Here is a 26977-nt window from a genome sequence, read left to right as displayed (position 1 = left end):
TTTTCCAAGTGACTCGCCGCAAGGGCGAAACCATAGGTGGCCGTTACCGCAGAATTGGATATGTACACCTGAAAGATTAGCTCCAGCTGTCAGGACGCCTTCGCCGGCAAACCTGGCTCCTACAAAAAATCTTTCCCGCGCGTTGTGTCGGAAGCTCGATCTTTGCTCTTTAGGTAACAGTCCTTTCATGAATCCGCTCTTTTTCCTTTCCCTCAAGCCCCTTATCTTTGCCCGCACCAAACAGCACTTGCCAAGCAAGAAGGTTTAAAAGATGTCCAACAGTATGGGTATTGCCAGCGCTTTCGTTCTGTCTTCTCTGTTCCTGTCTCCGTTCGCCATGGCCGAAGAGTCACAGGCCTTCGTCGCACAAAATACCGCCCGGGCGGCAGCCTACGAAGAGCACCAGATCGAGATGACCGCCAAAGCCCAGGAGGCCACCCAAGCCCCACAAGCGTCGAGCGTCCAGGCCAAGCAGGCTGAGAAAGACAGCTGATCGCCGCTCACCGCTCCAGTTTCCCTCGACACTTTTCAACGGCTCTTCCCATTGAAAAGTTGTCTTCAAAGCCGCTGCTGTCAGCGGCTTTTTTTCGTTGTGGTTTTTGCCACCCGCCGCGTCCTTTTTTCGCCAACAAGACACCTCTGCGACTGCAAGAAAAGTGCTGTTCCCCGCTGACCCAGGAGCTTTACCCCCGTGCGTTTCCCACTCAGTTCACCTGCGCTGTTCGTTGCAATCGCTGCAACGATGACGGCCAATGCTCACGCCACCGACAATTCAGCTGCCCAAGGTTTCGCCGAAGACGCCAGCCTCACCCTCAACGCGCGCAACTACTACATGAACCGCAATCGCCAGCAGCAGGCCGATGACAATATTGAATGGGGCCAGGGTTTCCTGGGCATCTTCGAATCGGGCTTCACTGAAGGCAGCGTCGGGTTCGGCTTCGACGCACATGCCATGCTTGGGCTCAAGCTCGACGGTGGCGGTGGCACGGACAATTCGAGCATCCTGCCGGTCAGCGATGGCAACGGCAAGGCACCGGGCTCTTTCTCCACCGCAGGCGGCACCCTGAAAATGCGTGCCTTCGATACCGAATTGAAGGCCGGTGACCTGTTTCTCGCCAATCCGGTGATTGCCGGCGGTGAGACCCGCATGTTGCCGCAGACCTTTCGCGGGGTCAGCCTGACCAACCACAGCTTCGACGGCTGGCTGATAGAGGGTGGGCAAGCGAGCTTCACCAAGCCGTATAACCAAAGTGGCCATACCCGTATCGGCACGTCCTACGGCACCTTGGCCGAAGGTGACGAGAGCCGGCATCTCAACTGGGCAGGCGTGGCCTGGAGCGGTCTGCCCGGCTTGAGCAGCAGCCTGTATGCCGCCGAGCTCAAGGACATTTGGAACCAGTACTACTACGACCTCGATTACACCTATGCGCTCAACGAGGTGGTCAGCCTCAACCCAGGCCTGCACTTCTATCACACGCAAGACACCGGTGACGCGCTGCTCGGCCACATCGACAACAACACCTACAGCCTGCATTTCACCCTCGGCATCGGCAATCACAGCGTCACCACTGCTTACCAGCGAGTCAATGGCAACACCCCATTCGACTACATCAGCCAGGGCGATAGCGTCTTCCTCGACAACTCCCAGCAATACTCGGACTTCAACGGCCCCAACGAACGCTCATGGAAACTCAAGTACGCCTATGACTTTGTCGGACTCGGCCTGCCGGGACTGACCTCCGCGCTGTCCTACTCCCGAGGCAAGCTGGACCTGACCAAAGTCGATCCAGACAGCCCAGGGTACAGCGCTTGGTATAGCGCCGACGGCAAAAACGCCAGGCACTGGGAGCGCGACATCGAACTCAAGTACGTGGTCCAGGCTGGCCAGGCGAAAAACCTTGCCCTACGCCTGCAATGGGCAACGAACCGGGGTGGCAACGGTTATGGCGCACTGGATCAGGACACTGACGAATACCGGGTGATTTTCGACTACCCGCTCAATGTCTTCTAAGCTTCAGTAAACAAAAGGCCGGCACGTTTTGCTGGCCTTTTTTTATCCGGAGTGCGCAGGGAGGCGGTGGATATGACGGGTGTCCGGGACGCTGCCCGATTCTTGTAAAAGAATGTTCCCGACGCCTAGACAGCAGAAGCCAGAACCATGAGCGAGCGCAGCGCGACATTTCACCCCACAACCCCCTCCACGCGTTCCGAGCGATTGGTGATTGTCGGCAGCGTCTTGATGGTGATTGCCATCCTCGGCATCGTGGCGTTCCTGCTGGTGCGTGAACGCGCCAATGCCGAACTGTCAGCCAGTCGCTCCGCGGCCAACATTGTGCAATTGATCGAAGCCGACGTCCTGCGCAACATCGAGCTCTATGACGTCTCCTTGCTCGGCTTGATCGCGGCCTCGCGTCGTGAAGACCTCATGCACGTTTCCCCGCAGATCCGTCACCTGGCCTTGTTCGATCGCGCCACCGCGGCACCGTACAAGGGTGACATCCTGTTGCTCGACCAGCAGGGCAACGTAGTCGCCGACTCGGCTTCGCGAGAACCGAGGAAAGGTAACTTTGCCGACCGCGAGTACTTCCAGTCCCACGTGAACAACAGCGACCCGGGCATGTTCATCAGCCGTCCTTTTCGGTCCCGGTTGGCCAACAACGAATGGCGCATCAGCTTCAGCCGCCGGATCAGTGGCGCCCAGGGCGAGTTCCTTGGAGTCGCCGAAGCGGCCATGCGCCTGAGCTACTTCGAACAGCTGTTCAACAGCCTGAACATCGGTCCTGACAGCTCGATCAGCCTGATCAACAAGGATGGAATTCTCCTAGCCCAAGTCCCTCGCCTGGGCGAAGACCTGACCGGCTCGGACTTCAGCAGTCGCCCCAACTTCCAGCGCATCGTCAAGGAAGGCAACGGCAGCTTCAGCAGTGTCTCGAGTCGCTACCAGGATCAACGGCTCTACACCTTTTCCCAGGTTGGCAATCTGCCGCTGATTGTCATCGTGGCGCTGTCGGGCGCGGAAGTGTTTGCTTCCTGGCAACGCACGGCGCTGGTGGTCAGCCTGGCCACAATTGCGCTGTGTGCGTGCCTGCTGTGGCTGACCTGGTTGCTCTGCCGCGAACTGCGCCTGCGCCACCATGCCGAACTGGAACTGGCGCAACTGGCCGCCACCGACGCCTTGACCGGTCTGGCGAACCGCCGCACGCTGGACCAGACGTTGCGTCATGAGTGGTTTCGCGCCCAGCGTTCCGGCAAGCCATTGTCGCTGCTGATGATCGACGCCGATCACTTCAAGGCCTTCAACGATCGTCACGGCCATCAAGCCGGCGATGAGGCCTTGCGCGCGGTGGCCAATGTGTTGCGCACCCACGTAAGACGGCCTGCCGACCTGGTCGCGCGCTACGGTGGCGAGGAGTTTTCGGTGGTCCTGCCGGAAACCGATATGGCGGGCGCGCAACAGATCGCCGAGCGCATTCGAGAGGCCGTCGAGCAGCTACCGCCGATCGACGGAACCGACTCGCCGATTACCGTGAGCATTGGCATCAGCACCTGGAACGCCTGCTCCGACATCAACCTGGAGGTGCTGATGTTCGCCGCGGACAAAGCGTTGTATCAAGCCAAGGAGACCGGGCGCAATCGGGTGGTAGCCTTGTAGTGGATGGCGATGAACATTCGCACACATAAAAAAAGGCCACCCGAAGGCAGCCTTTAAAAAACTAGAGAGGTTTTTTACTTACACGGCCGCTACAGGGCGCATGTAAGAGATCGGTGCGGTGCTGGCGTCTTCGAACGTCACGACTTCCCAGGCATCTGTCTGCTCAATCAACTTGCGCAGCAGCTGGTTGTTCAGTGCGTGGCCGGACTTGAAGCCCTTGAACTCACCAATCAGGCTATTGCCCAGCAGGTAGAGGTCACCAATTGCATCGAGGATCTTGTGTTTCACGAATTCGTCTTCGTAGCGAAGGCCGTCTTCGTTCAATACACCATCAGCGTCGACCACAATAGCGTTTTCAACACTGCCGCCGAGTGCGAGGTTGTGCTTGCGCAGGTACTCGATGTCACTCATGAAACCAAAGGTACGGGCGCGGCTGACTTCTTTTACGAACGAAGTGCTGGAAAAATCCACGCTTGCACTTTGTGTGCGGTCACGGAAAACCGGGTGATCGAAATCGATCTCGAAACTCACCTTGAAACCTTCGAAAGGGACGAAAGTGGCGCGCTTGTCGCCGTCTTCCACAGTCACTTCACGCAGGATGCGGATGAACTTCTTGGCGGCGTCCTGCTCTTCCAGGCCAGCCGACTGAATCAGGAATACGAAAGGTCCAGCGCTGCCATCCATGATCGGGACTTCGGACGCGGAGAGCTCGACGTAGGCGTTATCGATGCCCAGGCCAGCCATGGCCGAGAGCAAGTGCTCCACCGTATCCACTTTGACGTCACCGTTGACCAGCGTGGTCGACATGGTGGTTTCGCCAACGTTTTCTGCGCGTGCAGGGATCTGCACCACGGGATCGAGGTCGGCACGACAAAACACAATGCCGGTGTCGATCGGCGCAGGCTTGAGGGTCAGGTATACCTTCTCCCCGGAGTGCAGACCTACACCTGTGGCACGGATAATATTTTTCAGTGTGCGTTGTTTAATCATGGCTTGGGCCGCTTCAGCGCAAATTGCGAACTGGTATCAACAAAGGCTGGCGATGATAGCAGACCACGCCTTTGCTGAACACCAATCACCTTCATAGCCCTGATACATTTCATCAATCGGCCTGACGACGCAGGAATGCCGGGATGTCCAGGTAGTCCAGATCATCTTGCGGATTCATCTTCGCGGCAGTCGCAGCACCGGCCTGGGCCTGGTTGCGCATGACGGTCGGACGGTCCAGGTCACGGTAGTTCACCGCTGGAGCGTCCTGACGAACAGGGGCCTGTTGTTGCGGCTGGGAAGCCATCGACGTGTGAACGGTATTGTCGATGATCTTCACCGGCTTCTCGATTTTAGCGCCCAAACCGGTCGCAACGACAGTCACGTGCAGCTCGTCGCGCATGTCTGGATCGATAACGGTACCGACCTTGACCATGGCGTGCTCGGAAGCGAAGGCTTCGATGATGCTACCCACGTCGGAGTACTCACCCAGGGACAGGTCAGGACCGGCGGTGATGTTCACCAGGATGCCGCGTGCACCTTGCAGGTTCACGTCTTCGAGCAACGGGTTGCGAATGGCCGCTTCGGTGGCCTCGCGTGCACGGTTCGGACCGCTGGCGCAGCCAGTGCCCATCATCGCCATGCCCATTTCGCTCATCACGGTACGTACGTCGGCAAAGTCGACGTTGATCATGCCCGGACGCTTGATGATGTCGGAGATACCGCGAACGGCACCGGCCAGTACATCGTCAGCCTTGGCGAAAGCCGACAAGAGGCTGGCGTCCTTACCGAGGATGGTCAGCAGCTTCTCGTTCGGAATGGTGATCAACGAGTCGACGCTTTCCGACAGCAGGCGGATGCCTTCATCGGCGATCTGCATGCGCTTGCGACCTTCGAACGGGAACGGACGAGTCACCACCGCAACTGTGAGAATCCCCATTTCCTTGGCCACTTCGGCAATGATTGGCGCAGCACCGGTACCGGTACCACCGCCCATGCCAGTGGTGATGAACACCATGTTGGTGCCCTGCAGGACTTCGGCAATGCGCTCACGATCTTCGAGAGCGGCCTGACGACCTACTTCAGGGTTGGCACCCGCGCCCAGGCCTTTGGTCACGCCGGTACCCAGTTGCAGGATGGTCCGCGCGCCAATGCTCTTGAGCGCCTGGGCATCAGTGTTGGCGCAGATGAACTCAACGCCTTCAATGTTGCTCTTGACCATGTGATTCACGGCGTTGCCACCGCCACCGCCGACACCGATAACTTTAATAACCGGGCTTGCGGGGATGTTGTCTACGAGTTCGAACATTTTCCCTCTCCTTTACGTTCTCTAGTTTTTTCGCCTACTGCCTGTATCTACAACGGTGTTGCGGTGCTGCGGTAAATCTTAGAAATTGCCCTGGACCCAGCTCTTGATGCGATCGAGCAAGGCACCTTTGGGTTCTTCGTTGCTGAAGCTGTCGCGGCTGCCGATACCCGAGAACGAGATGCCGTCGGATTGCTTCTGCAGGCCGTACATCAACAGGCCAACGCCCGTGGAATAGATCGGGTTGCGCACCACGTCATCCAGGCCCTTGACGCCGTGGGGCACGCCCAGGCGCACCGGCATGTGGAAGATTTCCTCGGCCAGTTCAGTGGCGCCTTCCATCTTCGCGGTACCGCCAGTCAGCACGATGCCGGCCGGGATCAGGTCTTCGTAGCCACTGCGACGCAGCTCAGCCTGGATCAGCGTGAACAATTCGTCGTAACGCGGCTCGACCACTTCGGCCAGGGCCTGGCGGGACAGCTCGCGCGGCGGACGGTCGCCGACGCTCGGGACCTTGATGGTTTCCCCGGCGCCCGCCAGTTTGGCCAGGGCGCAGGCGTAGCGGATCTTGATTTCTTCGGCGTACTGGGTCGGGGTGCGCAACGCCATCGCGATGTCGTTGGTCACCTGGTCGCCCGCAATCGGGATCACCGCGGTGTGACGGATAGCGCCTTCGGTGAAGATCGCGATGTCGGTGGTGCCGCCACCGATGTCCACCAGGCACACGCCCAGCTCTTTCTCGTCGTCGGTCAGCACGGAATAAGCCGAAGCGAGTTGCTCGAGGATGATGTCGTCGATTTCCAGGCCGCAGCGACGCACACATTTTTCAATGTTCTGTGCGGCGTTGACGGCGCAGGTGACCACGTGGACCTTGGCTTCCAGGCGCACACCGGACATGCCCAGTGGCTCGCGGACGCCTTCCTGGTTATCGATCACGTAATCCTGTGGCAAGGTGTGCAGCACCCGCTGGTCAGCCGGGATCGCCACGGCCTGGGCGGCGTCGAGTACGCGCTCAAGGTCGGCGGAGCTGACTTCGCGATCACGAATTGCCACGATGCCGTGGGAGTTCAGGCTGCGGATATGGTTGCCGGCCACGCCGACAAACGCCGAGTGGATACGGCAGCCAGCCATCAGCTGCGCTTCTTCGATGGCGCGCTGGATCGACTGCACGGTGGACTCGATGTTCACCACAACGCCTTTCTTCAGGCCTCGGGACGGATGGGTGCCGATCCCGACGATTTCCAGCGTGCCGTCGTCCGCGACCTCGCCGACCAGCGCCACCACCTTGGAGGTGCCGATATCGAGACCGACGATCATTTTGCCGCTTTGCACGTTTGCCATGGGGTCCTGCCTCTCTTAATTCTTCGCGACAGCGGGTTGGGCTGTCGTCGGCGCTACTGGTTCCCGCCAGCCAACAGCGAGGCCGTTGGCGTAGCGCAGATCGATGCGCGCAATGTTCGTAATCTGCTCTTTGAGCGTCTTGTCATAGATGGCAATGAAACGGCGCATCTTTTCCACCAGGTTGCCGCGTCCCAGCAGCAGTTCGATCCCGGGGCCGGCACTGCCAGGGCCGGTCGTCAGGAACCAGCTGCCTCGTTCACGCAACTCCAGGCGCGCAATCGAGAAGCCCAATGGCCTGAGCAACTGGCTCAGTACCTGATATTGCTGCATCACCTGCTGTTGGGCCCGCTGCGGACCAAACAACTGCGGCAAGTGTTCGTAGTTGGCCAGCTCGCGCGGGGTGAACGCCTGCCCCTGGTTATTCAGCAGCGATTCGTCGCCCCAACGGGCCACCGGCAGTTGCTCTTCCAGGCGAATCACCACCTGATCCGGCCACACCCTGCGCACTTCGGCGTGGGCAATCCATGGCATCGTTTCAAGCTCGGTGCGCATGCTCTCAAGGTCGATGGTGAAGAAGCTCGCCGCAACGAACGGGGCGATTCGCTGCTGCACCGCTTGCTGGCTGATGTAGCTCAGGTCGCCCTGTACCGCGATCTTGGTGATCGGTCGATCGGCATACGGCAATAAACGCTGCGCGCCTTCATAAGTACCGAACCCCAACGCCACCAGCAGGACTGGCCAGAACAGCGCTTTGACAAAGCCAAAGTTGGCTTTCGGCAGGCGCGCGGACATCGGCTCTTTGGCCACCATTCGGCTGGCACCCCGCGGCACCGGCTTGCGACCGGGTGCGGTAGGCTGATGTCTCAACTGTGCGCCTTGCATGGTCTTAACCTCGCGGCTCTTGCTTGCCGAAGCTCTCGGCCAGAATGGCCAGAACCAGTTGCTGGAAATCCAGGCCGGCAGCACGGGCCGCCATCGGCACCAGGCTGTGATCGGTCATGCCCGGTGCCGTGTTGACTTCCAGGAACCAGAACTGCCCCTCGGCGTCCTGCATCACATCCGCCCTGCCCCAACCGGCGATACCCAAGGCTTCACAGGCTTTCGCCGTGAGGTCCATGAGTTCCTTTTCCTTGGCGCTGTCCAGGCCGCACGGAATACGGTACTGGGTATCGTTGGCGATGTACTTGGCGTCGTAGTCGTAGAAACTGTGCGTCGTGCCCAGGGCGATTGGAGGCAACACCTGGTCACGCAGGGTGGCGATGGTGAACTCCGGACCGTGAATCCATTGCTCGACCAACACTTGCGAATCGTAGGTACTGGCCGCTTTCCAGGCGTCGATCAATTCAGACGCGGAACTCACTTTGGCCATACCGATACTTGAACCTTCATGGGCCGGTTTGACGATCAAAGGGAAGCCCAGTTCCGTCGCCGCCGAAATACAATCGGCTTCGCTGCTCAGTACCGCGTGACGTGGCGTCGGAATCCCCAGGCTGTGCCAGACCTGCTTGGTGCGCAGCTTGTCCATGGCCAGCGCCGAGGCGAGGATGCCGCTGCCGGTGTAGGGAATCCCCAGGCACTCGAGCAGGCCCTGCATGCTGCCGTCTTCACCGCCACGGCCGTGGAGGATGATGAAGGCGCGGTCGATCTTTTCGTTCAGCAGACGCTGCAACAGGTCATCGCCGACGTCGAGGCCGAACGCGTCCACACCTGCACTGAGCAACGCATCGAGAACGGCGTTACCCGACTTCAGGGACACTTCGCGTTCGGCACTCTTGCCGCCGAACAGCACGGCGACGCGGCCGAAGTCTTTCGGCGCGACGGTGCTGGCGAGGTTGGCGTAGGCAGCAGTCATTTCAACTTCCCCTCCACCGAGGCAACAACGGCACCGGCGAACAACTCACTTTTCAACAGTTTCGGTGCGAGACCGCCAATATCACCGGCGCCCTGGCACAGCAGGATGTCACCGGCACGCAACAGCGGCTTGACCAGCGGCGCGAGGTCGACACCGCGCTCGATGTAGATCGGGTCGAGCTGGCCGCGCTGGCGGATGCTGTTGCACAGCTTGCGGCTGTCGGCACCGGGGATCGGTTCTTCGCCGGCCGGATAGACTTCCATCAGCAGCAGGACGTTGGCGTCGGCCAGTACATTGACGAAGTCGTCGTACAGGTCGCGCGTACGGCTGTAACGGTGCGGCTGGTAGACCATCACCAGGCGACGCTCCGGCCAACCACCGCGCACGGCCTTGATCACCGCGGCGACTTCGGTCGGGTGGTGACCGTAGTCGTCCACCAGCATCACCTGGCCACCGTCCACCGGCAGTTCGCCGTAGACCTGGAAGCGTCGGCCAACGCCCTGGAACCCGGACAGGCCCTGGACGATGGCTTCATCGCTGACGCCTTCGTCGGTGGCGATGCAGATGGTTGCCAGGGCGTTCAATACGTTGTGGTTGCCCGGCATGTTCACCGACACATCCAGTGGTTCGCGGTCAGGGCGCAGCACGGTGAAGAACGTCTGCATGCCTTGCTGGCGCACATTGATGGCGCGCACGTCGCAGTCTTCGCCGAAGCCGTAGGTAACGGTCGGACGCTTGACCTGCGGGAGGATTTCACGCACCACCGGATCGTCCAGGCACACCACCGCCAGGCCGTAGAAAGGCAGGTTATGCAGGAACTCGACGAAGGTTTTCTTCAGTTTGTTGAAGTCACCGTCGTAGGTCGCCATGTGGTCGGCATCGATGTTGGTGACCACGGCCACCAGCGGCTGCAAGTGCAGGAAGCTGGCGTCACTTTCGTCGGCTTCGGCGATCAGGTAGCGGCTGGTGCCAAGCTGGGCATTGGTGCCAGCTGCATTCAGGCGGCCACCGATGACGAACGTCGGGTCCAGGCCGCCGGCGGCGAAGACCGAGGCGATCAGGCTGGTGGTGGTGGTCTTGCCGTGGGTACCGGCAACGGCGATGCCGTGGCGATAACGCATCAGCTCGGCCAGCATTTCCGCCCGAGGCACGACCGGGATGCGACGTTCCAGCGCGGTGGCGACTTCCGGGTTGGAGGTGTTCACGGCGCTGGACACCACCAGCACATCGGCAGCGGCAGCGTTCTCAGCGCGGTGACCGATGAAAATCTGCGCGCCGAAGGATTCCAGGCGCTCGGTGACGGGCGAAGCCTTGAGGTCGGAACCGGACACTTCGTAACCCAGGTTCAGCAACACCTCGGCAATCCCGCACATGCCCACGCCGCCGATCCCGACGAAGTGGATGCGACGGATGCGGCGCATTTCCGGTTGCGGCATGGCTTTCTGATTCTCAACCATGGGCCACCTCCAGGCAGGTATCGACCACGTTACGGGTGGCATCGGGTTTGGCCAGGCGGCGGGCCGCAGTGGCCATATCGTTGAGTCGTTGTGGTTGCATCAGGACCTCTGTCAGGCGCGCGGCAAGATCCGCTGCACCGGTCGTTCTTTGCGGCATCAGGAAGGCTGCGCCTTCACGGGCCAAATAATCGGCGTTGCGGGTCTGGTGATCGTCGATCGCATGGGGCAACGGCACCAGCATCGAGGGCAGACCGGCGGCAGCCAGTTCACTGATGGTCAGCGCACCTGCGCGACATACCACCAGGTCGGCCCAGCCATAGGCTTGGGCCATGTCTTTGATGAACGGCTGCACTTGCGCCTCGACGCCAGCCGCGAGGTAGCGCTGCGCAGTCACTTCATCGTGGTTTTTGCCGGCCTGATGGAACACGTCCGGGCGCAGGTCGACGGGGACTTGCGACAGGGCTTCAGGCAGCAGCTTGTTCAACGGTTCTGCGCCCAGGCTTCCACCCAGGATCAGCAAACGCGCCTTGCGACCGGCCAGGGCTGGTCGCGGTGTTTCGAGGAACAGCTCGGTGCGCACCGGGTTACCGGTGGTCCGTCGGCTGCTCGACAGGGTAAAGGTGTCGGGGAACGCTTCACAGACCCGGGCGGCCAACGGCACGAGCAACCGATTGGCGGTACCGGCCACGGCGTTCTGTTCGTGAACGATCACCGGCACGCCGGCCAGTTTGGCTGCGACACCGCCGGGACCGGTCACATAACCACCAAAACCCACCACGCAAGCCGGTTGCAAACGACGAATGATCGCCCGCGCCTGCCACACCGACTTGAGCAACATGAACGGCGCCTTGAGCAGGGACAACTTGCCCTTGCCGCGCAAACCGCTGGCGTTGATCCGATGCAGTTCGATGCCGGCCGCCGGAACCAGTTCGTTCTCGATGCCGCGCGGCGTGCCCAGCCAGTGCACGGTGTAGCCGCGGGACTGGAATTCGCGGGCACAGGCCAAGGCCGGGAACACATGGCCCCCGGTGCCACCGGCCATGATCAATACGTTAGCGCCCATGGTTCGGCTCCTCGGCGAAGTCGCTCTCATGGAATTCCATCTCTTCGCTGCCCAGGTGGGTTCGACTCTCCCACTCGATGCGCAGCAACAACCCCAGACAGGCGCAGCAGATCACCAACGAACTGCCGCCATAGCTGAGAAACGGCAGGGTCAGGCCCTTGGTCGGCAGCAGGCCGACGTTCACGCCGATATTGATCAGGAACTGCCCGATCCACAGGAACGACAAACCGTAGGCGACGTAGGCAGCGAAGAATTGCTTGGCCTTCTCGGCCCACAAGCCGATGTACATGCCGCGAATACAAACGAAGACGAACAGTGCCACGGTGCACAGGGAACCCACGGCACCCAGCTCTTCGGCCAGGACCGAGAACACGAAGTCGGTGTGGGCTTCCGGCAGGTAGAACTGTTTCTGCACGCTGTTGCCCAGGCCGACGCCCAGCCACTCGCCGCGACCGAAAGCGATCAACGCCTGGGACAGCTGATAGCCGGCACCGAACTGGTCGGCCCATGGGTCGGCAAAGTTGGTCAGGCGCGCCATTCGATACGGCTGCATCTGGATCAGCAACACCACCGCCCCGACCGCCAGGACCACCATCAGGGAAAACCGGAACAGCCCGACACCACCGAGGAACAGCATCGCCGCCGCCGCACCCATCATCACGACGGTGGCACCGAAGTCCGGTTCCATCAGCAACAGGCCCGCCATCGGCAGCAACACGATGAATGGCTTGAAGAACCCCATCCAGCTCTCACGCACTTCTTTCTGGCGACGCACCAGGTAACCGGCGAGGTAGATCACCACGAACACCTTGGCGATCTCGGAAGGCTGGACGTTGAAAAAACTGAAGCCGATCCAGCGCATCGAACCGTTCACCTCACGGCCGATCCCCGGGATGATCACCATCACCAGCAAACCGAATGCCCCCAACAGCATCAGCCAGCCCAGGCGTTGCCAGGTGGCGATCGGGATCATCATGGTGACGATGCAGGCACCCAGGCCCAGCACCACGTAGATAAGGTGGCGAATCATGTAGTACAGGGCGCTGCCCGACTGGACCGCCGCCACTTCGGTGGAGGCCGATGCAATCATGACCAGCCCCAGGCCCAGCAGCGTCAGGCAACCGACGAGCATCGGAAAGTCGAGGTCGATACCGCGCCCGGTGATCAGTGGCGATGGGTACGGCTTGATGATGCCTCGAAGACTCATGCCAGTTCCTCCACGGCTTGGACGAATTGGTGACCACGATCTTCGTAGTTCTTGAACATGTCGAAACTGGCGCACGCTGGCGACAGCAGCACCACGTCGCCCGTTTGCGCAGTGGCGCGGCATTGCTCGACGGCTTCGACCAGGGAGCCCGCACGAATCAGCGGTACGGCATCGCCGATGGCCTGGCCGATCTTGTCGCTGTCGCGGCCCATGAGGATCACGGCGCGGCAGTTGGCCGCCACCGGATCACGCAGGTCCTTGAATTCGGCGCCCTTGCCATCGCCACCTGCGATCAGCACGACTTTGCCGTCGATGTCCGCGCCCAGGCCTTCGATGGCCGCCAGCGCGGCGCCGACATTGGTGGCTTTGGAATCGTTGTAATAGCCCACGCCATCCAGGTCACGGACCCATTGGCAACGATGCTCCAGCCCGGCGAAATTGCGCAGGGCCGACAGCATGGCGTCGAACGGCAAGCCGACGGCGTGGCCGAGTGCCAAGGCCGCCAGGGCGTTGGACTGGTTATGGGCGCCGCGAACTTTCAATTCGCGCACTGGCATCAAGTTCTGGAATTCAAAAGCCAGGTATTTCTCGCCGCCTTCTTCGCGGATCCCGAAAGCCTTGAAGTCAGGCTTGTTCAGGCCGAAAGTCCAGCATGGCTGACCCTCGCCGATCAGTGGCCGGCTCAGGGCGTCCTGGCGGTTGACCACGAACTGCCTGGCACCGCGGAATATCCGGTGCTTGGCCAGGTGATAGGCCGGCAGGCCGCTGTAGCGGTCCATGTGGTCTTCGCTGATGTTGAGCACGGTCGCCACTTCGGCGTTGAGTTGATCGGTGGTTTCCAGTTGGAAACTCGACAGCTCCATCACGTACAACTCGATGTCGTCGCTGAGCAAATCCAGCGCTGGCGTACCCAGGTTGCCACCGACGGCCACACGCTTGCCCGCCGCAGCGGCCATCTCGCCGACCAGGGTGGTCACGGTGCTTTTCGCATTGGAACCGGTGATGGCCACGATCGGCGCCTTCGCGTTACGCGCGAACAGCTCGATGTCGCCGGACAATTTCACGCCACGGGCAGCGGCGGCCTGCAGGGCCGGGGTCGCCAGTGCCAGGCCGGGGCTCACGTAGAGCTCGTCGGCACGGCACAGGAACTCGACGTCCAACTCGCCACAACGCACTTCCACCTGCGGGTAGTCACGCTTGAGCGTGGCCAGTTCCGGTGGATTTTCCCGCGTATCGGCCACTGCAAACGCCACGCCCCGGTTCGCCAGGAAGCGAACCAGGGACATGCCGCTCTTGCCGAGGCCGACAACGATGCGGAAGTGGTCAGACGCGATCAGGGACACGAGTTTCTACCTCAATTTTAGGGTGGCAAGGCCAATCAGCACGAGAATCACGGTGATGATCCAGAAACGGACAATCACGCGTGGCTCGGGCCAACCCTTGAGTTCAAAGTGGTGGTGAATCGGTGCCATGCGGAACACACGGCGACCGGTCAGCTTAAAGGAAGCAACCTGAATGACGACTGACAGGGTTTCCATCACGAACACGCCGCCCATGATGAACAAGACGATTTCCTGGCGAACGATTACCGCGATGGTGCCCAGGGCCGCGCCCAACGCCAATGCGCCGACGTCACCCATGAAGACTTGTGCCGGGTAGGTGTTGAACCACAGGAAGCCCAGGCCAGCGCCGATCAGCGCGCCGCAGAATACGATCAGCTCACCCGCGCCCGGTACATAAGGGATCAGCAGGTATTCGGCGAATTTCACGTTACCCGACAGGTAGCAGAAGATCCCCAGGCCGCCGCCGACCATCACGGTCGGCATGATCGCCAGGCCGTCGAGGCCGTCGGTCAGGTTGACCGCGTTGCTCGAACCCACGATCACGAAATAGGTCAGGACGATGAAGCCTGCGCCCAGCGGGATGCTGTAGTCCTTGAGCATCGGCAGGATCAGCGTGGTTTCCACCGGGGTGGCGGCAGTCATATAAAGGAAGATCGCCGCGCCCAGGCCGAACACCGACTGCCAGAAATACTTCCAGCGGCTCGGCAAGCCACGGGAATTCTTTTCGATCACTTTGCGGTAGTCGTCGACCCAACCGATGGCACCGAACAACAGGGTCACCAACAGGACAACCCAGACATAACGGTTGGTCAGGTCGGCCCACAACAGGGTGCTGACACCAATCGACGATAGAATCAGCGCGCCACCCATGGTTGGGGTGCCGGACTTGGACAAGTGCGATTGCGGGCCGTCGTTGCGAACGGACTGGCCGATCTGACGGTTCTGCAGGGTGCGGATCATCCACGGGCCATAGCACAGCGACAAGACCAGCGCGGTCAGCACACCGAGAATCCCGCGCAGGGTCAGGTACTGGAAGACCGCGAAGCCTTTGTAGAACTGTTGCAGATACTCCGCTAGCAGCAGCAGCATTAATGTTTCTCCGGACTGGACCCGCACAAAGCGGCAACGATGTTTTCCATCGCAGCGCTGCGCGAGCCCTTGATCAAAATGGTGGTGTTTGTGTCTTGCTCGGCGCCCAGCGCCTTGATCAGTTCAGCCTGTGTGCTGAAGTGAAAGGCTTGGGGTCCGAAGGCGTTGACGGCGTGAGCCATCATCGGTCCGACGGCGTACAGCGCAGAAACCTTGCCACGGGCGTACTCGCCCACATCGCGGTGCCCCTGCTCTGCCCAATCGCCCAACTCGCCGATATCCCCGAGCACCAGAACAGTGCGACCGGAAAAGCCCGCCAGTATATCAACGGCAGCGCACATGGAGGTGGGGTTCGCGTTATAAGTGTCATCAATCACGCGCATGCCATTGCTGGCCAGTTGCGCGACGGTACGACCCTTGACCGGTTGCACCGCACCGAGGCCGGTGGCGATGCCGAACAGCGACACACCCAGGGCGTGGGCGGCAGCCGCAGCGGCCATGGCATTGGCAACGTTATGGGTGCCGAGCAGGTTCAGTTGAACGCGCTCCTCACCTTCAGGACTGTGCAGGTTGAACGCCGGGCAACCACGCGCATCGGTAGCCAGGTCACTGGCGTAGAAATCGGCACTGACATTGCTCAGGGCGAAGGTCAGCACCTTGCGCTCGCCAGCGCGGGTCTTCCAGATGCCGAACGCCTTGTCGTCGAGATTGAGTACGGCGACGCCATTGGCATCGAGCCCATCAATGATCTCGCCCTTGGCTTCGACGATTTTTTCCGGCCCGCCGAATTCGCCGACATGGGCGGTTCCGGCATTGTTGAGGATGGCCACATGAGGTTTGGTCAGGCCCACGGTATAAGCAATTTCACCCAGGCGCGAAGCACCGAGCTCGATCACGGCGGCGCTGTGTTCCGGTGCCAGTTCGAGCAGGGTCAACGGAGCGCCGAGGTCGTTGTTCAGGTTGCCGCGGGTTGCCAGCACCGGACCGCGGGTGCGCAGGATGCTCGCGAGCATTTCCTTGACCGTGGTCTTGCCACTGGAACCGGTGATGGCGGCGACTGGCTGGGTGAATGCCGCGCGATTGAGCGCGCCCAGTTGACCCAATGCCTGGCGGGTATCGCTCACCAGCAATTGCGGCAGCGTGCTGTCGGCGACTTCACGCTCGACCAAGGCTGCCACGGCACCTTTGGCTGCGACTTCATTGAGATAGTCATGGCCATCGAAGCGCGGACCGGCCAAGGCGATGAACAACTGGCCCGGCTTGATTGCACGACTGTCAATGCTGACCCCGTCGAAGCTCGCATCAGCGGCGATCAACCGCCCATTCAGCGCGCCGGTGAGTTCGCTCAGTTTCAAGGCTTTAAGCATGGGCCACCTCCCACGCGGTCAAGGCGTGATCGGCCTCGACCAGATCGGAAAAGGCATGGCGCTCGCCATTGATTTCCTGATAGTCCTCATGACCTTTACCGGCCAGGACAATCACGTCATCGGCCGACGCACCCGCGATCAACTGCGCAATCGCCTGGCCACGGCCGGCAACGAAGGTCACTTTATCCACAGCGGTGAAGCCTGCACGGATGTCATCGAAAATCACCGATGGATCTTCGGTACGCGGGTTGTCGTCGGTGACCAGCACACCATCGGCCAAACGCTCGACCACTTCGGCCATCAGCGGACGCTTGCCGCGATCGCGATCGCCGCCACAGCCGAACAGGCACAGCAGCCGACCTTTGACGTGAGGGCGCAAGGCCGTCAGGACTTTTTCCAGTGCGTCCGGGGTGTGGGCGTAATCGACCACCACCAACGGCTGGGTACCACCGCCAAGGCGTTGCATACGGCCGGCCGGGCCTTCAAGTTTCGGCAGCACCTTGAGGATTTCGTCCAGGGCGTAATCCAGACCGAGCAAGGCGCCAATCGCGGCCAACACGTTGCTCAAGTTGAAACGACCCAGCAATGTACTGCGCAGGTGGTGTTCGCCCTGGGGCGTGACCAGCGTGGCACGCACGCCTTCGTCGTCGAACTGCGCCTGGCGGCAATAAAGATAAGCGCTGCTGTCGAGCAGGCTGTAGGTGATCAGCCGCGATTCGCGCTTGTCGGCGGCCAGTTGCCGGCCGAAGTCATCGTCGAGGTTGATTACCCGGCATTTCAGATCGTTCCAGGCAAACAGCCTGGCCTTGGCTTCGCCATAGGCCTGCATGGTGCCGTGGTAATCCAGGTGGTCGCGGGACAGGTTCGTCATCACGGCCACATCGAATGCCAGCGCGGTGACACGGCCCTGGTCCAGACCGTGGGACGAGACCTCCATGGCAACCGCCTTGGCCCCGGCTTTTTTCAGGTCGCCCAGGGTCGCTTGCACTGCAATCGGGTTGGGCGTGGTGTGCAGGCCGCTTTCCAGCGCGCCATGAAAACCACAGCCAAGGGTGCCGACAATGCCGCAGTGCTGGCCCAGAAGGTCCAGCGCCTGGGCCACCAGTTGGGTCACGCTGGTCTTTCCGTTGGTGCCGGTCACGCCCACCAGTTTCAGGTGATGGCTCGGCTCGCCATAAAAGCGTCCGGCGATGTCCGACAACTGCGCCGCCAGCCCCTTGACCGGAATCAGCGGCACGTCAGTGATTGGCAACACCGTGGCGCCTTCCACTTCATAAGCTACGGCCGACGCGCCGCGCGCAAGCGCATCGGCAATGTGCGCACGGCCATCGAACCTGCCGCCCGGCACCGCGAGGAACAAGTCACCGGCGCGTACGTTGCGGCTGTCGAGCGCCAATTCACGGATCAACAGATCGTGGCCGGCGTGGGGGAAAATCTTGTTCAGGCTCAGAGACATCAGCCGCGCCCTCCATTGGCTTTCAGTGGAACGACCGGCGCTGCGTTCGCTTGTTGGGTAGGTGGCAGGTTGTCCGGGGTGATGTTCATCAGACGCAGGGTGCCGGACATCACGCGGCTGAACACCGGCGCAGAGACCAGGCCACCGAAGTAACCAGCCTTGGTCGGCTCGTCGATCACCACCACGATGGCGTAGCGTGGATCGCTCATCGGGCCGAAACCGGCGAACAGCGAGCGGTAGGAGTTCTCGGCGTAGCCTTTGGTACCGACCGACGTTTTACGCGCGGTACCTGACTTGCCGCCCACGTGATAGGCCGGCACCTGTGCACGGAATACACCGCGTGGCGCTTCAATCACTTGCTGCAGCATGCCTTGCATGGTCTTCGCGACGGCTTCCGGGAGTACCTGGGTGGTCTGTGGCGCCTTGTCGGTCTTGATCAGTGTCAGTGGCGCCAGGCGACCGTTGTTGGCCAACGCCGAGAACGCGTGAACCAACTGGATCGCCGTCACGGAAACACCGTAGCCGTAGGACAGCGTGGCGGTTTCAGCCTTGCGCCACTCGCGGTAGTTCGGCAGGTTGCCGACACGCTCGCCCGGGAAGCCGAGGCCGGTATCCTGGCCCAGACCGACTTTCTGAGCGAGACGGAAAATCGTCTCGCCACCGATATCGAACGCGATCTTGCTCATGCCAACGTTACTGGAATTGATCAGGATGCCAGCCAGGTCGAGCACCGGCCCTTCGGACTTGGATACGTCCTTGATGGTGTACTTGCCGATCTGCAAGGAGCCCGGATACACCTCGACGGTATCGCTCGGTTTCCAGCGCCCGGTTTCGATCGCGGCGCTCATGGAGATCGCCTTCATGGTCGAACCCGGTTCGAACACGTCGATCATCGCGCGGTTACGCATCATCGCCGGTTGCAGGTTGCGGCGGTTGTTCGGGTTGTAGGTCGGCTGGTTGACCATGGCGAGGATTTCGCCGGTCTTCACGTCCATGATCACCAGGCTGCCGGCCTTGGCGCCGTTCTCGATGATCGCGTTGCGCAACTCGCGGTTGGCCAGGTACTGCAGGCGCAGGTCAATGGACAACGCCAAGGGCTTTCCGGCCTTGGCGTTTTTGGTAACCTGGACATCCTTGATCAACCGGCCGCGCCGGTCCTTGATCACCTGCCGTTTGCCGGGGACCCCGGCCAGCCATTCATCGTAGGCCAACTCGACACCTTCGCGTCCGTGGTCATCAATGTCGGTAAAGCCGACCATATGGGCCGTGACCTCACCAGCCGGGTAGAAACGGCGGAACTCTTCGATCCCGTAGACACCCGGCACTTTCAGGTCGAGTACGGCCTGGCCTTGCTCAGGCGTCAGCCCGCGCACCAGATAAATGAACTCCTTGTTGGCCTGTGCCTCTAGGCGCTCGGCCAGGGCCTTAGGGTCTTGCCCCAGCGCGGCAGCCAGTGCCGGCCATTTTTCCTTGGCCAGCTGCATTTCCTTGGCATTGGCCCACAGGGTGGTGACCGGCGTACTCACGGCCAAAGGTTCGCCATTTCGGTCGGTGATCAGGCCACGGTGAGCCGGGATCGGAATATGCCGAACGCTGCGCGCATCGCCCTGGCCTTTGAGAAAGGCACGGTCGACCACTTGCAGGTCAATGATGCGCCAGGCGATCGCCGCCACCATGACGCCGAGCAGACCCAGCACCAGGCGGAAGCGCCATGGAAAAAGAGCACCGTCTAGTTTCATCATGGCGCCACCATCTGCACTTCGGCGGCACCGGGAATGCGCATTTTCAGTTGTTCGGTGGCCAACACTTCGATACGGCTATGGGCGGTCCAGGTGCTTTGTTCGAGAATCAAGCGCCCCCATTCGGCCTGCGCCTTATCGCGCACGCTCAACTCGCTGTACAACGCGTTCAGCAACTGACGGTTCCAGTGTGCGCTGTAGGACACGCCTATGGCCGACACGAGCACGCCAACGAACAACAGCAGCATGAAAAAGCTTCCGCCGGGCAGTGGCTTGGCGAAAAGCTTGCTCACCGCAGCTTCTCCGCCACACGCATGACAGCACTGCGCGAACGTGGGTTGGCCTTCAGCTCGGCATCGGAGGCCGTCTGCGCTTTGCCATGGATCTTGATTTTCGGTTCGAAGGCGACGTGCCGAACCGGCAGGTTGCGTGGCAGGTTGTCGGCTTCGCCTTTAACCAGCTTGCGCATGAACAGCTTGACGATGCGATCTTCCAGCGAATGGAAGCTGATGACCACCAGGCGACCGCCCACTTCCAGGCTCTCCAGCGCCGCTTCAAGGCCGGCTTCCAGATCGCCCAGTTCGTTGTTGACGTGAATGCGCAGGCCCTGGAATGCACGGGTTGCCGGGTTCTTGCCCTTTTCCCAGGCAGGATTCGCCACTTTCAGGACTTCAGCCAGATCGGCAGTGCGCTCGAACGGCTTGATATCGCGACGTTCGGCGACGGCACGGGCCATGCGCCCGGAAAACCGCTCTTCGCCGTATTCCTTGAACACTCGGGCGATTTCTTCCACGGGCGCGGTGTTGACGAATTCGGCCGCGCTGATCCCGCGGGACGGGTCCATGCGCATGTCCAGCGGACCATCGTTGAGAAAACTGAAACCGCGCTCCGGGTCATCCAGCTGTGGCGAAGAGACGCCCAGGTCGAGCAATACACCGCTGACCTTGCCGTTCATGCCGCGCGCGGCGACTTCCGCACCCAGCTCGGCAAAGCTGCGCTGCACAACGACAAAGCGGCCGTCTTCGGCCGCTAGCGTCTGCCCGGTGGCAATCGCTTGAGGGTCTTTGTCGAACCCTAGCAACCGACCATCGGGACCGAGCCGGCTGAGGATCAACCGGCTGTGTCCGCCGCGTCCGAACGTGCCGTCCAGATAGCAGCCATCAGGACGTACGGCGAGAGCCTCGACGGCTTCGTCAAGCAGTACGGTGATGTGGTTAAAGCCGCTATCTATAGTCACAGGATCAATTCACGCAGTTCGTCAGGCATCGCGCCCGGTTCTTGAATAGCAGCCAGGTCAGCGGCAGCAACCGCATCCCAGGCATCCTCGTCCCACAATTGGAACTTGTTCAGTTGGCCTACCAGCATCGCGCGCTTATCCAACTTGGCATATTCACGAAGACGCGGCGGAACCAGAAAACGACCACTGCCATCGAGCTCGAGGTCGACGGCATTACCAATCAGTAAACGTTGCAGACGACGGTTCGCTTCATGAAGCGAAGGCAGTGCGCGCAGTTTGGTTTCAATAATTTCCCACTCATCGAGGGGGTAAACACACAAACACGGATCAACGGCATCAATTGTGACAATTAACTGCCCGGAACTTCGCGAAACCAGCTCGTCACGGTACCGGCTCGGCATGGCGAGACGGCCCTTTGCATCGAGACTGATAGCGTTGGCTCCGCGAAACACGTCAGCGTTTCTCCAAATTCTAGCGTTTCTAGCTCAAAAAACCCACTTCATGCCACTTTCCGCCACTTGCGCACACTATAGGAATGCGCCCACCGCACCGTCAAGGCGCGCTTTAAAGGAAAACCCTTACAGAACTGAGATTTAGGAGCATATAGAGGGGAGCAAGCAGGATCAGGCAGATGAAAACGCCCAATAACTTGAATCAGCACAAGGGGCTGCGCTCGGAAGTTAAAGTGATTTATTAAGAGTAAGATTTTTTTGGTATTACGAAAGTGATAATGCGGACGTTTGGGAAAGGAGGGTAATTGCCATCATCAGGCCCCTGCTCAATGAGTTAAGCAGAGGGGAGAAAAAAGGTGGAGAGTCGATCTGTAAGCCGGGTTCTGTCTTGAACAGTCATTCGTCTACGATGGCCATCACTGGACACCTTTAGCAACCTACCCGGTCCCAGCGCGGGCCACGCCTTGGGACCCTATTTGGTCTTGCTCCAAGTGGGGTTTACCTAGCCACGAACTGTTGCCAGACGTGCGGTGCGCTCTTACCGCACCTTTTCACCCTTACCGGCGCCGAAGCGCTTAGGCGGTTATTTTCTGTGGCACTTTCCGTAGGCTCACGCCTCCCAGGCATTACCTGGCACTTCGCCCTATGGAGCCCGGACTTTCCTCCCCCCCCTAATTTTCATAGAGGGCAGCGACTGTCCGATCGACTCTCCGCCGCGAAGGTTAACGGCAGAGCGACCGAAGAACAAGTGATAAACGCCTCCGGCCACGCCAGCGCGTCGGTTTTACTCGCCTTTCTGTTTATCCAGCGCGACCTGATAGAGAACATTCTTGCGCTCGCCGGTAATTTGCGCGGCCAACGCCGCAGCACGCTTGAGCGGCATCTCTTCGAGCAACAGATCGAGGATCCGCATCGCCTCACTGCTGACAGCGCCTTCTTCCTCGGGAGCCGTCCACCCCGCCACCAGCACCACGCACTCACCCCGCTGCTGATTACTGTCCGACTCGACGAACTCGCGTAATTGGGCGAGCGGCAAGCCCTTGAGCGTTTCGAACGTCTTGGTCAGCTCCCGCGCCAGCAAAGCTGGGCGTTCGGCACCAAACACCTGTTCCATGTCCTGCAGGCATTCGAGGATACGGTGCGGCGCCTCATAGAAAATCAGCGTGCGCGATTCCTCCTTGATGAGCTCCAGGCGCGCACGACGCCCCACTGCCTTGGCCGGCAGGAAGCCTTCGAAGATGAAGCGGTCCGACGGCAAACCCGCCGCCGACAGCGCCGCGATCAACGCACACGCCCCCGGCACCGGCACCACGTTGATACCCGCCGCACGCGCCTGACGAACCAGGTGATAGCCAGGATCGGAAATCAGCGGCGTGCCGGCATCGGAAATCAATGCGACATCGTCACCCGCGAGCAAGCGGGTAATAAAGCGGCTACCTTCATCACGCTCGTTATGCTCATGACAGGCAGCCAGGGGCGTGGGAATGCCGAAATGCTGCATCAGGCGCTGGGAGTGACGGGTGTCCTCGGCGGCAATCAAGGCGACCTCACGCAGAATCTTCAGCGCCCGGGCACTGATATCGTCCAGGTTGCCGATGGGCGTCGCCACCACATAGAGCGAGCCAGCAGCGGAATTCAAAGCACCTGGAGCAGTCAAAGCGCACACCTCATGATCGGTAAAACGGCCATTGTAACGCGTAGCGACGCTCGCGATACGGGCAAGCGACACCCGCTTTTGCGGCCTTTTGTGGCGCACAGCAACATTTACACCCGCTAAATTGGTCGATTCGCACGACCGACATCGCGCCCCGGCCAGTGCTTGGGTACAATTCCACGCTAATTTGATCGAGTATCAGGAACACTACATGATCGCTTGCCTGCGGCTGTTCTCTGCCCTATGCCTCGCTGCCTTGCTGGCGGCTTGCGCCAGCTCGCCCTCCTCCAGCCTTGGCGAACTTCCACGGACCCCGGATGCCAGCATCGAGCAACTGCTCGAAAAGGCCACCCAAAGCAAATCGCCGGAAGACGCGGCGCTGCTGCGCCTGAGCGCAGCCGACCTGGCCTATCGCCAGGGCAATGCCGGCCAGTCCGCGCAGATCCTGCAACAGGTCCCAGTGGAAACACTCAAGCCGGGCCAGCAGATCTTCGCCAACACCCTGGCGGCCGAACTGGCCATGACGCGCAACCAACCGAAAGCCGCGCTAACCGCCTTGAGCCATCCAAGCCTGCAGCGCCTCGGTGAAATGCCGGAAGAGCAACAGGTGCGCACCGGCACCGTTCGCGCCCGCGCCCTTGAAGCCGATGGCCAAACCCTCGCCGCCGCACGGGAACGCATCTTCATCGCCCCACTGCTCAGCGGTGAAGCCGCCAGCAAGAACCACGAGGCGATCTGGGTCTTGATCGCTTCGCTGCCGACCGACCAATTGCAGCCAACCACCACCGACGATCTTGGCGGCTGGATGGCCCTGGCGCTGGCAGTGAAATCTGCCGGCACCCTGGAGCAGCAGCAGGCGGCGATCGACAACTGGCGCGCCCAGAATCCGAAACACCCGGCCGCCAAACAGCTTCCACTGCCGCTGACCAACCTCAAGGACCTGGCCAGCCAGCCCCTGAGCAAGATCGCCCTGCTCCTGCCGCAGGACGGCCCGCTGGCATCGGTTGGCAAAGCATTGCGCGAAGGCTTCATGGCCGCCCACTACCAGGCACAACAAGCCGGGCAGAAACCGCCAGCCATCGAGTTCTATGACAGCTCGCGCCTGACCTCGCTCGACGAGTTCTATCGCAAGGCCCAGGCCGATGGCGTGCAACTGGTGGTAGGCCCGCTGGAAAAACCACTGGTCAAACAGCTCAGCGCCCGACCACAACTGCCTATCACCACGTTGGCGCTGAACTACAGCGAAGGCGCACAAGGACCCGCCCAGCTGTTCCAGTTCGGCCTGGCCGCTGAAGACGAAGCCCGCGAAGTCTCGCGCCGCGCTCGCGCCGATGGCTTGCATCGCGCCGCCATCATGGTCCCCAAGGGCGAGTGGGGCGACCGCGTACTCAAGGCGTTCAGCCAGGACTGGCAAGCCAATGGTGGCAGCATCGTCGCCACCGAGCGTGTCGACCAGCCGGTACAACTGGCCCAGCAGATTGCCGACATGTTCCAGCTGCGCCAGAGTGAAGGTCGCGCCAAGAGCTTGCAATCCACTGTTGGCTCGCAGGTAGCCGCCCAGCCGTCGCGTCGCCAGGACATCGAGTTCATTTTCCTCGCCGCAACGCCCCAACAGGCGCAGCAGATCAAGCCGACCTTGAACTTCCAGTACGCGGGTGACGTTCCGGTCTACGCCACGTCCCACGTCTTCAGCGCCAGCGGTGACGTCAACCAGTACAACGACATGAATGGCGTGCGCTTTTGCGAAACCCCATGGCTGCTGGACGCCAATGACCCTCTGCGTCGCCAGGTCACCGCGCAATGGCCGCAAGCGGCCGGCAGCCTGGGTCGCCTGTACGCCATGGGCGTGGACGCCTATCGCCTGGCGCCACGCCTGGGCCAGCTCAAGGCCCTGCCGGACAGCCGCATCGAAGGTCAATCGGGCAGCCTGAGCATGACCCAGAACCAGCGAGTGGTGCGTGAGTTGCCATGGGCGGAGTTCGTCAATGGTCAGGTGCAACGCTTGCCGAACACCCCGCGCTGATGCCTGAAAGGTCTCGCCAGCAATGCGGTAAAGATGCCGAGCGTCATGCGCTCGAGCATCTTCAGCAACACGGCCTGCAGCTACTGGCGCAGAACTGGTTGTGTAAACGCGGCGAGCTTGATCTGGTCATGCTGGAGGGCGATACAGTAGTATTCGTTGAAGTTCGCTACAGAAAAAACACTCAATGGGGTGGCGCGCTCGATAGCATCGATGAGCGCAAACGGCAAAAACTGATTTTTGCCGCGCAGTATTTTCTCCAGCGAGAGTCGCGCTGGGCTAACTCCCCTTGCCGCTTCGACGTGGTTGCGATCGACAGCAACCTCGATCAGTTGAACTGGTTGCAAAATGCCTTCGACAGCTGATTGCCTACGCCCCGAACCGGACACTACCACTCAACACTTTTGCTCTTTGCTTTGCGGGCTGCACATTCACGTGCCGGACAGCCGCGCTCAATAAGGTCACACAGATGGACATGCAATCCCGAATTCGCCAGCTTTTTCAGGCCAGTATCGACACCAAGCAACAGGCGATGGAAGTACTTGCACCGCACATCGAGCAAGCCAGCCAGGTGATGGTCAACGCCTTGCTCAACGAGGGGAAGATGCTTTCCTGCGGCAATGGTGGTTCCGCTGGCGACGCCCAGCACTTTTCGTCCGAGCTGCTCAACCGCTTCGAGCGCGAACGCCCGAGCCTGCCAGCCATTGCGCTGACGACGGACAGCTCGACGATCACCTCGATCGCCAACGACTACAGCTACAACGAAATTTTCTCCAAACAGATCCGTGCTCTTGGCCAGCCGGGCGATGTGCTGCTGGCAATTTCCACCAGCGGCAACTCGGCAAACATAATTCAAGCGATCCAGGCCGCACATGATCGCGAAATGATTGTCGTAGCATTGACCGGTCGCGATGGCGGCGGCATGGCGTCGCTGCTTTTGCCTGAGGACGTAGAGATTCGCGTACCGGCCAACGTTACCGCACGTATCCAGGAAGTCCACCTGCTGGCGATCCACTGCCTTTGCGACTTGATCGACAGCCAACTGTTCGGGAGTGAAGAATGACCCCTAATCGCCTCGGCCTACTGGCCCTGACACTGTGCCTCGGCATCAGCGGCTGCACCTCGGTGGTTAATGCCAGCCGTGAAGCGCCGATTGAAGATGATCGCGGCACCCGCACTTTCGGCAGCAAGATCGACGACTCATTGATCGACACCAAGGTCGGCGTCAACATCGCCAAGGCCGATCCGGCCCTGGACAACGATTCGCACATTGTCGTCACCAGCTTCAACGGCGTCGTGCTGCTCGCCGGGCAAACCCCGCGTGCCGACCTCAAGGCCAAGGCCGAACAGGCCGCTGCCGCCGTCCAGCGGGTGAAGACGGTCCACAACGAACTGCAGGTCCTGCCACCCTCTGGCTTCCTTGCCCGCCAGAACGACACCTGGCTGACCTCCAAGATCAAGACCCAGATGCTCACCGATCCGAACATCCCCGGCTCGCGCATCAAGGTGGTCACCGAGAACGGCATCGTTTACCTGCTGGGCTTGCTGACCAAGCAGGAAGCCGCCCAGGCGACGAACCTGGTGCAAGGGGTTTCCGGTGTGCAGAAGATTGTGAAGCTGTTTGAGTACATCGACTGACCCCGCTCCTGTAGGAGCTGCCGCAGGCTGCGATCTTTTGATCTTAAAAGACAAAATCAAAAGATCGCAGCCTCGTTTCACTCGACAGCTCCTACGCTTGAAGGTGGTGAAGTAATA

General features: G+C 60.8%; 24 protein-coding genes, 1 other RNA gene and 1 pseudogene. 7 read left to right on the top strand and 19 right to left on the bottom strand.

Annotated features, from left to right (window positions below; translation table 11 throughout):
- Window positions 1-189: pseudogene (locus PG5_RS34635) on the bottom strand (hypothetical protein); the annotation flags it as partial.
- 82 nt (window positions 190-271) lie between these two features.
- Here PG5_RS34635 and PG5_RS30110 point away from each other — a divergent pair.
- The 3 genes from PG5_RS30110 to PG5_RS30100 all read left to right on the top strand — a co-directional run bounded on the left by PG5_RS30110 (window position 272) and on the right by PG5_RS30100 (window position 3652).
- Window positions 272-493, top strand: a complete 222-nt coding sequence (locus PG5_RS30110; protein ID WP_042955887.1) for a hypothetical protein — start codon at window positions 272-274, stop codon at window positions 491-493.
- A gap of 249 nt (window positions 494-742) precedes the next feature.
- A complete protein-coding gene (locus PG5_RS30105; protein ID WP_093935845.1) occupies window positions 743-2011 on the top strand; it encodes an OprD family porin in 1269 nt (422 codons plus the stop codon).
- Between the two features lie 147 nt (window positions 2012-2158).
- The gene (locus PG5_RS30100) at window positions 2159-3652 is read left to right on the top strand and encodes a sensor domain-containing diguanylate cyclase (protein ID WP_042955886.1); all 1494 of its coding nucleotides are present in this window, start codon (window positions 2159-2161) and stop codon (window positions 3650-3652) included.
- A 78-nt stretch (window positions 3653-3730) separates the two neighbouring features.
- Here the strand turns inward: PG5_RS30100 and lpxC are convergent, their stop codons facing one another.
- The 18 genes from lpxC to rsmI form a co-directional block, all read right to left on the bottom strand.
- Window positions 3731-4642, bottom strand: a complete 912-nt coding sequence (gene lpxC / locus PG5_RS30095) for a UDP-3-O-acyl-N-acetylglucosamine deacetylase (RefSeq protein WP_008060300.1) — start codon at window positions 4640-4642, stop codon at window positions 3731-3733.
- Window positions 4643-4754: 112 nt separating this feature from the next.
- Window positions 4755-5948, bottom strand: a complete 1194-nt coding sequence (gene ftsZ, locus PG5_RS30090; RefSeq protein WP_020800853.1) for a cell division protein FtsZ — start codon at window positions 5946-5948, stop codon at window positions 4755-4757.
- 78 nt (window positions 5949-6026) lie between these two features.
- Window positions 6027-7286, bottom strand: coding sequence for a cell division protein FtsA (gene ftsA, locus PG5_RS30085; RefSeq protein ID WP_008060298.1), 1260 nt, complete (start codon window positions 7284-7286; stop codon window positions 6027-6029).
- A gap of 15 nt (window positions 7287-7301) precedes the next feature.
- A complete protein-coding gene (locus PG5_RS30080) occupies window positions 7302-8168 on the bottom strand; it encodes a cell division protein FtsQ/DivIB (protein WP_033040309.1) in 867 nt (288 codons plus the stop codon).
- Between the two features lie 4 nt (window positions 8169-8172).
- Complete coding sequence (locus PG5_RS30075; RefSeq protein WP_020800851.1) at window positions 8173-9138, bottom strand: D-alanine--D-alanine ligase; 966 nt, start codon at window positions 9136-9138, stop codon at window positions 8173-8175.
- On the bottom strand, window positions 9135-10595 hold the full coding sequence (gene murC / locus PG5_RS30070; RefSeq protein ID WP_020800850.1) for a UDP-N-acetylmuramate--L-alanine ligase: 1461 nt from the start codon (window positions 10593-10595) through the stop codon (window positions 9135-9137). The genes PG5_RS30075 and murC overlap by 4 nt, the downstream gene beginning before the upstream one ends.
- Window positions 10588-11658 (bottom strand): undecaprenyldiphospho-muramoylpentapeptide beta-N-acetylglucosaminyltransferase, encoded by a 1071-nt coding sequence (murG, locus tag PG5_RS30065; protein WP_020800849.1) that lies wholly within the window; start codon window positions 11656-11658, stop codon window positions 10588-10590. Before murG ends, murC begins: the two co-directional genes overlap by 8 nt.
- The gene (gene ftsW / locus PG5_RS30060; protein ID WP_020800848.1) at window positions 11648-12865 is read right to left on the bottom strand and encodes a putative lipid II flippase FtsW; all 1218 of its coding nucleotides are present in this window, start codon (window positions 12863-12865) and stop codon (window positions 11648-11650) included. The genes murG and ftsW overlap by 11 nt, the downstream gene beginning before the upstream one ends.
- Window positions 12862-14208, bottom strand: a complete 1347-nt coding sequence (murD, locus tag PG5_RS30055) for a UDP-N-acetylmuramoyl-L-alanine--D-glutamate ligase (protein ID WP_020800847.1) — start codon at window positions 14206-14208, stop codon at window positions 12862-12864. The genes ftsW and murD overlap by 4 nt, the downstream gene beginning before the upstream one ends.
- Window positions 14209-14214: 6 nt before the next feature.
- Window positions 14215-15297 (bottom strand): phospho-N-acetylmuramoyl-pentapeptide-transferase, encoded by a 1083-nt coding sequence (mraY, locus tag PG5_RS30050; RefSeq protein ID WP_008016698.1) that lies wholly within the window; start codon window positions 15295-15297, stop codon window positions 14215-14217.
- Complete coding sequence (gene murF / locus PG5_RS30045; protein ID WP_020800846.1) at window positions 15297-16664, bottom strand: UDP-N-acetylmuramoyl-tripeptide--D-alanyl-D-alanine ligase; 1368 nt, start codon at window positions 16662-16664, stop codon at window positions 15297-15299. Before murF ends, mraY begins: the two co-directional genes overlap by 1 nt.
- Window positions 16657-18120, bottom strand: coding sequence for a UDP-N-acetylmuramoyl-L-alanyl-D-glutamate--2,6-diaminopimelate ligase (locus tag PG5_RS30040; protein WP_020800845.1), 1464 nt, complete (start codon window positions 18118-18120; stop codon window positions 16657-16659). The genes murF and PG5_RS30040 overlap by 8 nt, the downstream gene beginning before the upstream one ends.
- Window positions 18120-19859, bottom strand: coding sequence for a penicillin-binding protein 2 (locus tag PG5_RS30035; RefSeq protein ID WP_177326157.1), 1740 nt, complete (start codon window positions 19857-19859; stop codon window positions 18120-18122). Before PG5_RS30035 ends, PG5_RS30040 begins: the two co-directional genes overlap by 1 nt.
- Window positions 19859-20152, bottom strand: coding sequence for a cell division protein FtsL (ftsL, locus tag PG5_RS30030; RefSeq protein ID WP_020800843.1), 294 nt, complete (start codon window positions 20150-20152; stop codon window positions 19859-19861). The genes PG5_RS30035 and ftsL overlap by 1 nt, the downstream gene beginning before the upstream one ends.
- Entirely contained in the window at window positions 20149-21096 is a 948-nt protein-coding gene (gene rsmH, locus PG5_RS30025; RefSeq protein ID WP_008060265.1) for a 16S rRNA (cytosine(1402)-N(4))-methyltransferase RsmH, read from the bottom strand. Before rsmH ends, ftsL begins: the two co-directional genes overlap by 4 nt.
- A complete protein-coding gene (mraZ, locus tag PG5_RS30020) occupies window positions 21093-21548 on the bottom strand; it encodes a division/cell wall cluster transcriptional repressor MraZ (protein ID WP_033040298.1) in 456 nt (151 codons plus the stop codon). The genes rsmH and mraZ overlap by 4 nt, the downstream gene beginning before the upstream one ends.
- A 356-nt stretch (window positions 21549-21904) precedes the next feature.
- Window positions 21905-22258: RNase P RNA component class A (gene rnpB / locus PG5_RS32990), an RNA gene on the bottom strand.
- Between the two features lie 74 nt (window positions 22259-22332).
- On the bottom strand, window positions 22333-23205 hold the full coding sequence (gene rsmI, locus PG5_RS30015) for a 16S rRNA (cytidine(1402)-2'-O)-methyltransferase (protein ID WP_042955884.1): 873 nt from the start codon (window positions 23203-23205) through the stop codon (window positions 22333-22335).
- Window positions 23206-23413: 208 nt separating this feature from the next.
- On the opposite strand from rsmI, the gene PG5_RS30010 reads away from it, so the two are divergent.
- The 4 genes from PG5_RS30010 (at window position 23414) to PG5_RS29995 (ending at window position 26860) form a co-directional block, all read left to right on the top strand.
- A complete protein-coding gene (locus PG5_RS30010) occupies window positions 23414-25225 on the top strand; it encodes a penicillin-binding protein activator (RefSeq protein WP_020800839.1) in 1812 nt (603 codons plus the stop codon).
- Window positions 25225-25587 carry a YraN family protein gene (locus tag PG5_RS30005; protein ID WP_020800838.1) on the top strand — a complete coding sequence of 121 codons (363 nt, stop codon included), beginning with the start codon at window positions 25225-25227 and terminating at the stop codon, window positions 25585-25587. Before PG5_RS30010 ends, PG5_RS30005 begins: the two co-directional genes overlap by 1 nt.
- Window positions 25588-25691: 104 nt before the next feature.
- Window positions 25692-26285, top strand: a complete 594-nt coding sequence (locus PG5_RS30000; protein WP_007972584.1) for a phosphoheptose isomerase — start codon at window positions 25692-25694, stop codon at window positions 26283-26285.
- Window positions 26282-26860, top strand: coding sequence for a BON domain-containing protein (locus tag PG5_RS29995; RefSeq protein WP_008147477.1), 579 nt, complete (start codon window positions 26282-26284; stop codon window positions 26858-26860). The genes PG5_RS30000 and PG5_RS29995 overlap by 4 nt, the downstream gene beginning before the upstream one ends.
- Window positions 26861-26977 lie beyond the last annotated feature (117 nt).

This window comes from Pseudomonas sp. G5(2012) (genome assembly GCF_000408945.1).
GTDB lineage: Bacteria > Pseudomonadota > Gammaproteobacteria > Pseudomonadales > Pseudomonadaceae > Aquipseudomonas > Aquipseudomonas umsongensis.
The sequence above is the reverse complement of the archived record's forward strand: the minus strand, read 5'-3'. Positions and strand labels throughout refer to the sequence as shown.

Excerpts from the sequence above, each read along its gene's own strand:
- PG5_RS30080 (WP_033040309.1), bottom strand. The coding sequence starts at position 8,168 with ATGCAAGGCGCACAGTTGAGACATCAGCCTACCGCACCCGGTCGCAAG.
- murC (WP_020800850.1), bottom strand. The coding sequence starts at position 10,595 with ATGGTTGAGAATCAGAAAGCCATGCCGCAACCGGAAATGCGCCGCATC.
- PG5_RS29995 (WP_008147477.1), top strand. The coding sequence starts at position 26,282 with ATGACCCCTAATCGCCTCGGCCTACTGGCCCTGACACTGTGCCTCGGC.
- PG5_RS30105 (WP_093935845.1), top strand. The coding sequence starts at position 743 with ATGACGGCCAATGCTCACGCCACCGACAATTCAGCTGCCCAAGGTTTC.
- PG5_RS30035 (WP_177326157.1), bottom strand. The coding sequence starts at position 19,859 with ATGAAACTAGACGGTGCTCTTTTTCCATGGCGCTTCCGCCTGGTGCTG.
- mraY (WP_008016698.1), bottom strand. The coding sequence starts at position 15,297 with ATGCTGCTGCTGCTAGCGGAGTATCTGCAACAGTTCTACAAAGGCTTC.
- PG5_RS30075 (WP_020800851.1), bottom strand. The coding sequence starts at position 9,138 with ATGACTGCTGCCTACGCCAACCTCGCCAGCACCGTCGCGCCGAAAGAC.
- PG5_RS30005 (WP_020800838.1), top strand. The coding sequence starts at position 25,225 with ATGCCTGAAAGGTCTCGCCAGCAATGCGGTAAAGATGCCGAGCGTCAT.
- PG5_RS30100 (WP_042955886.1), top strand. The coding sequence starts at position 2,159 with ATGAGCGAGCGCAGCGCGACATTTCACCCCACAACCCCCTCCACGCGT.
- murG (WP_020800849.1), bottom strand. The coding sequence starts at position 11,658 with ATGGGCGCTAACGTATTGATCATGGCCGGTGGCACCGGGGGCCATGTG.
- PG5_RS30010 (WP_020800839.1), top strand. The coding sequence starts at position 23,414 with ATGATCGCTTGCCTGCGGCTGTTCTCTGCCCTATGCCTCGCTGCCTTG.
- murF (WP_020800846.1), bottom strand. The coding sequence starts at position 16,664 with ATGCTTAAAGCCTTGAAACTGAGCGAACTCACCGGCGCGCTGAATGGG.
- lpxC (WP_008060300.1), bottom strand. The coding sequence starts at position 4,642 with ATGATTAAACAACGCACACTGAAAAATATTATCCGTGCCACAGGTGTA.
- PG5_RS30040 (WP_020800845.1), bottom strand. The coding sequence starts at position 18,120 with ATGTCTCTGAGCCTGAACAAGATTTTCCCCCACGCCGGCCACGATCTG.
- PG5_RS30110 (WP_042955887.1), top strand. The coding sequence starts at position 272 with ATGTCCAACAGTATGGGTATTGCCAGCGCTTTCGTTCTGTCTTCTCTG.
- ftsA (WP_008060298.1), bottom strand. The coding sequence starts at position 7,286 with ATGGCAAACGTGCAAAGCGGCAAAATGATCGTCGGTCTCGATATCGGC.
- ftsW (WP_020800848.1), bottom strand. The coding sequence starts at position 12,865 with ATGAGTCTTCGAGGCATCATCAAGCCGTACCCATCGCCACTGATCACC.
- ftsZ (WP_020800853.1), bottom strand. The coding sequence starts at position 5,948 with ATGTTCGAACTCGTAGACAACATCCCCGCAAGCCCGGTTATTAAAGTT.
- PG5_RS30000 (WP_007972584.1), top strand. The coding sequence starts at position 25,692 with ATGGACATGCAATCCCGAATTCGCCAGCTTTTTCAGGCCAGTATCGAC.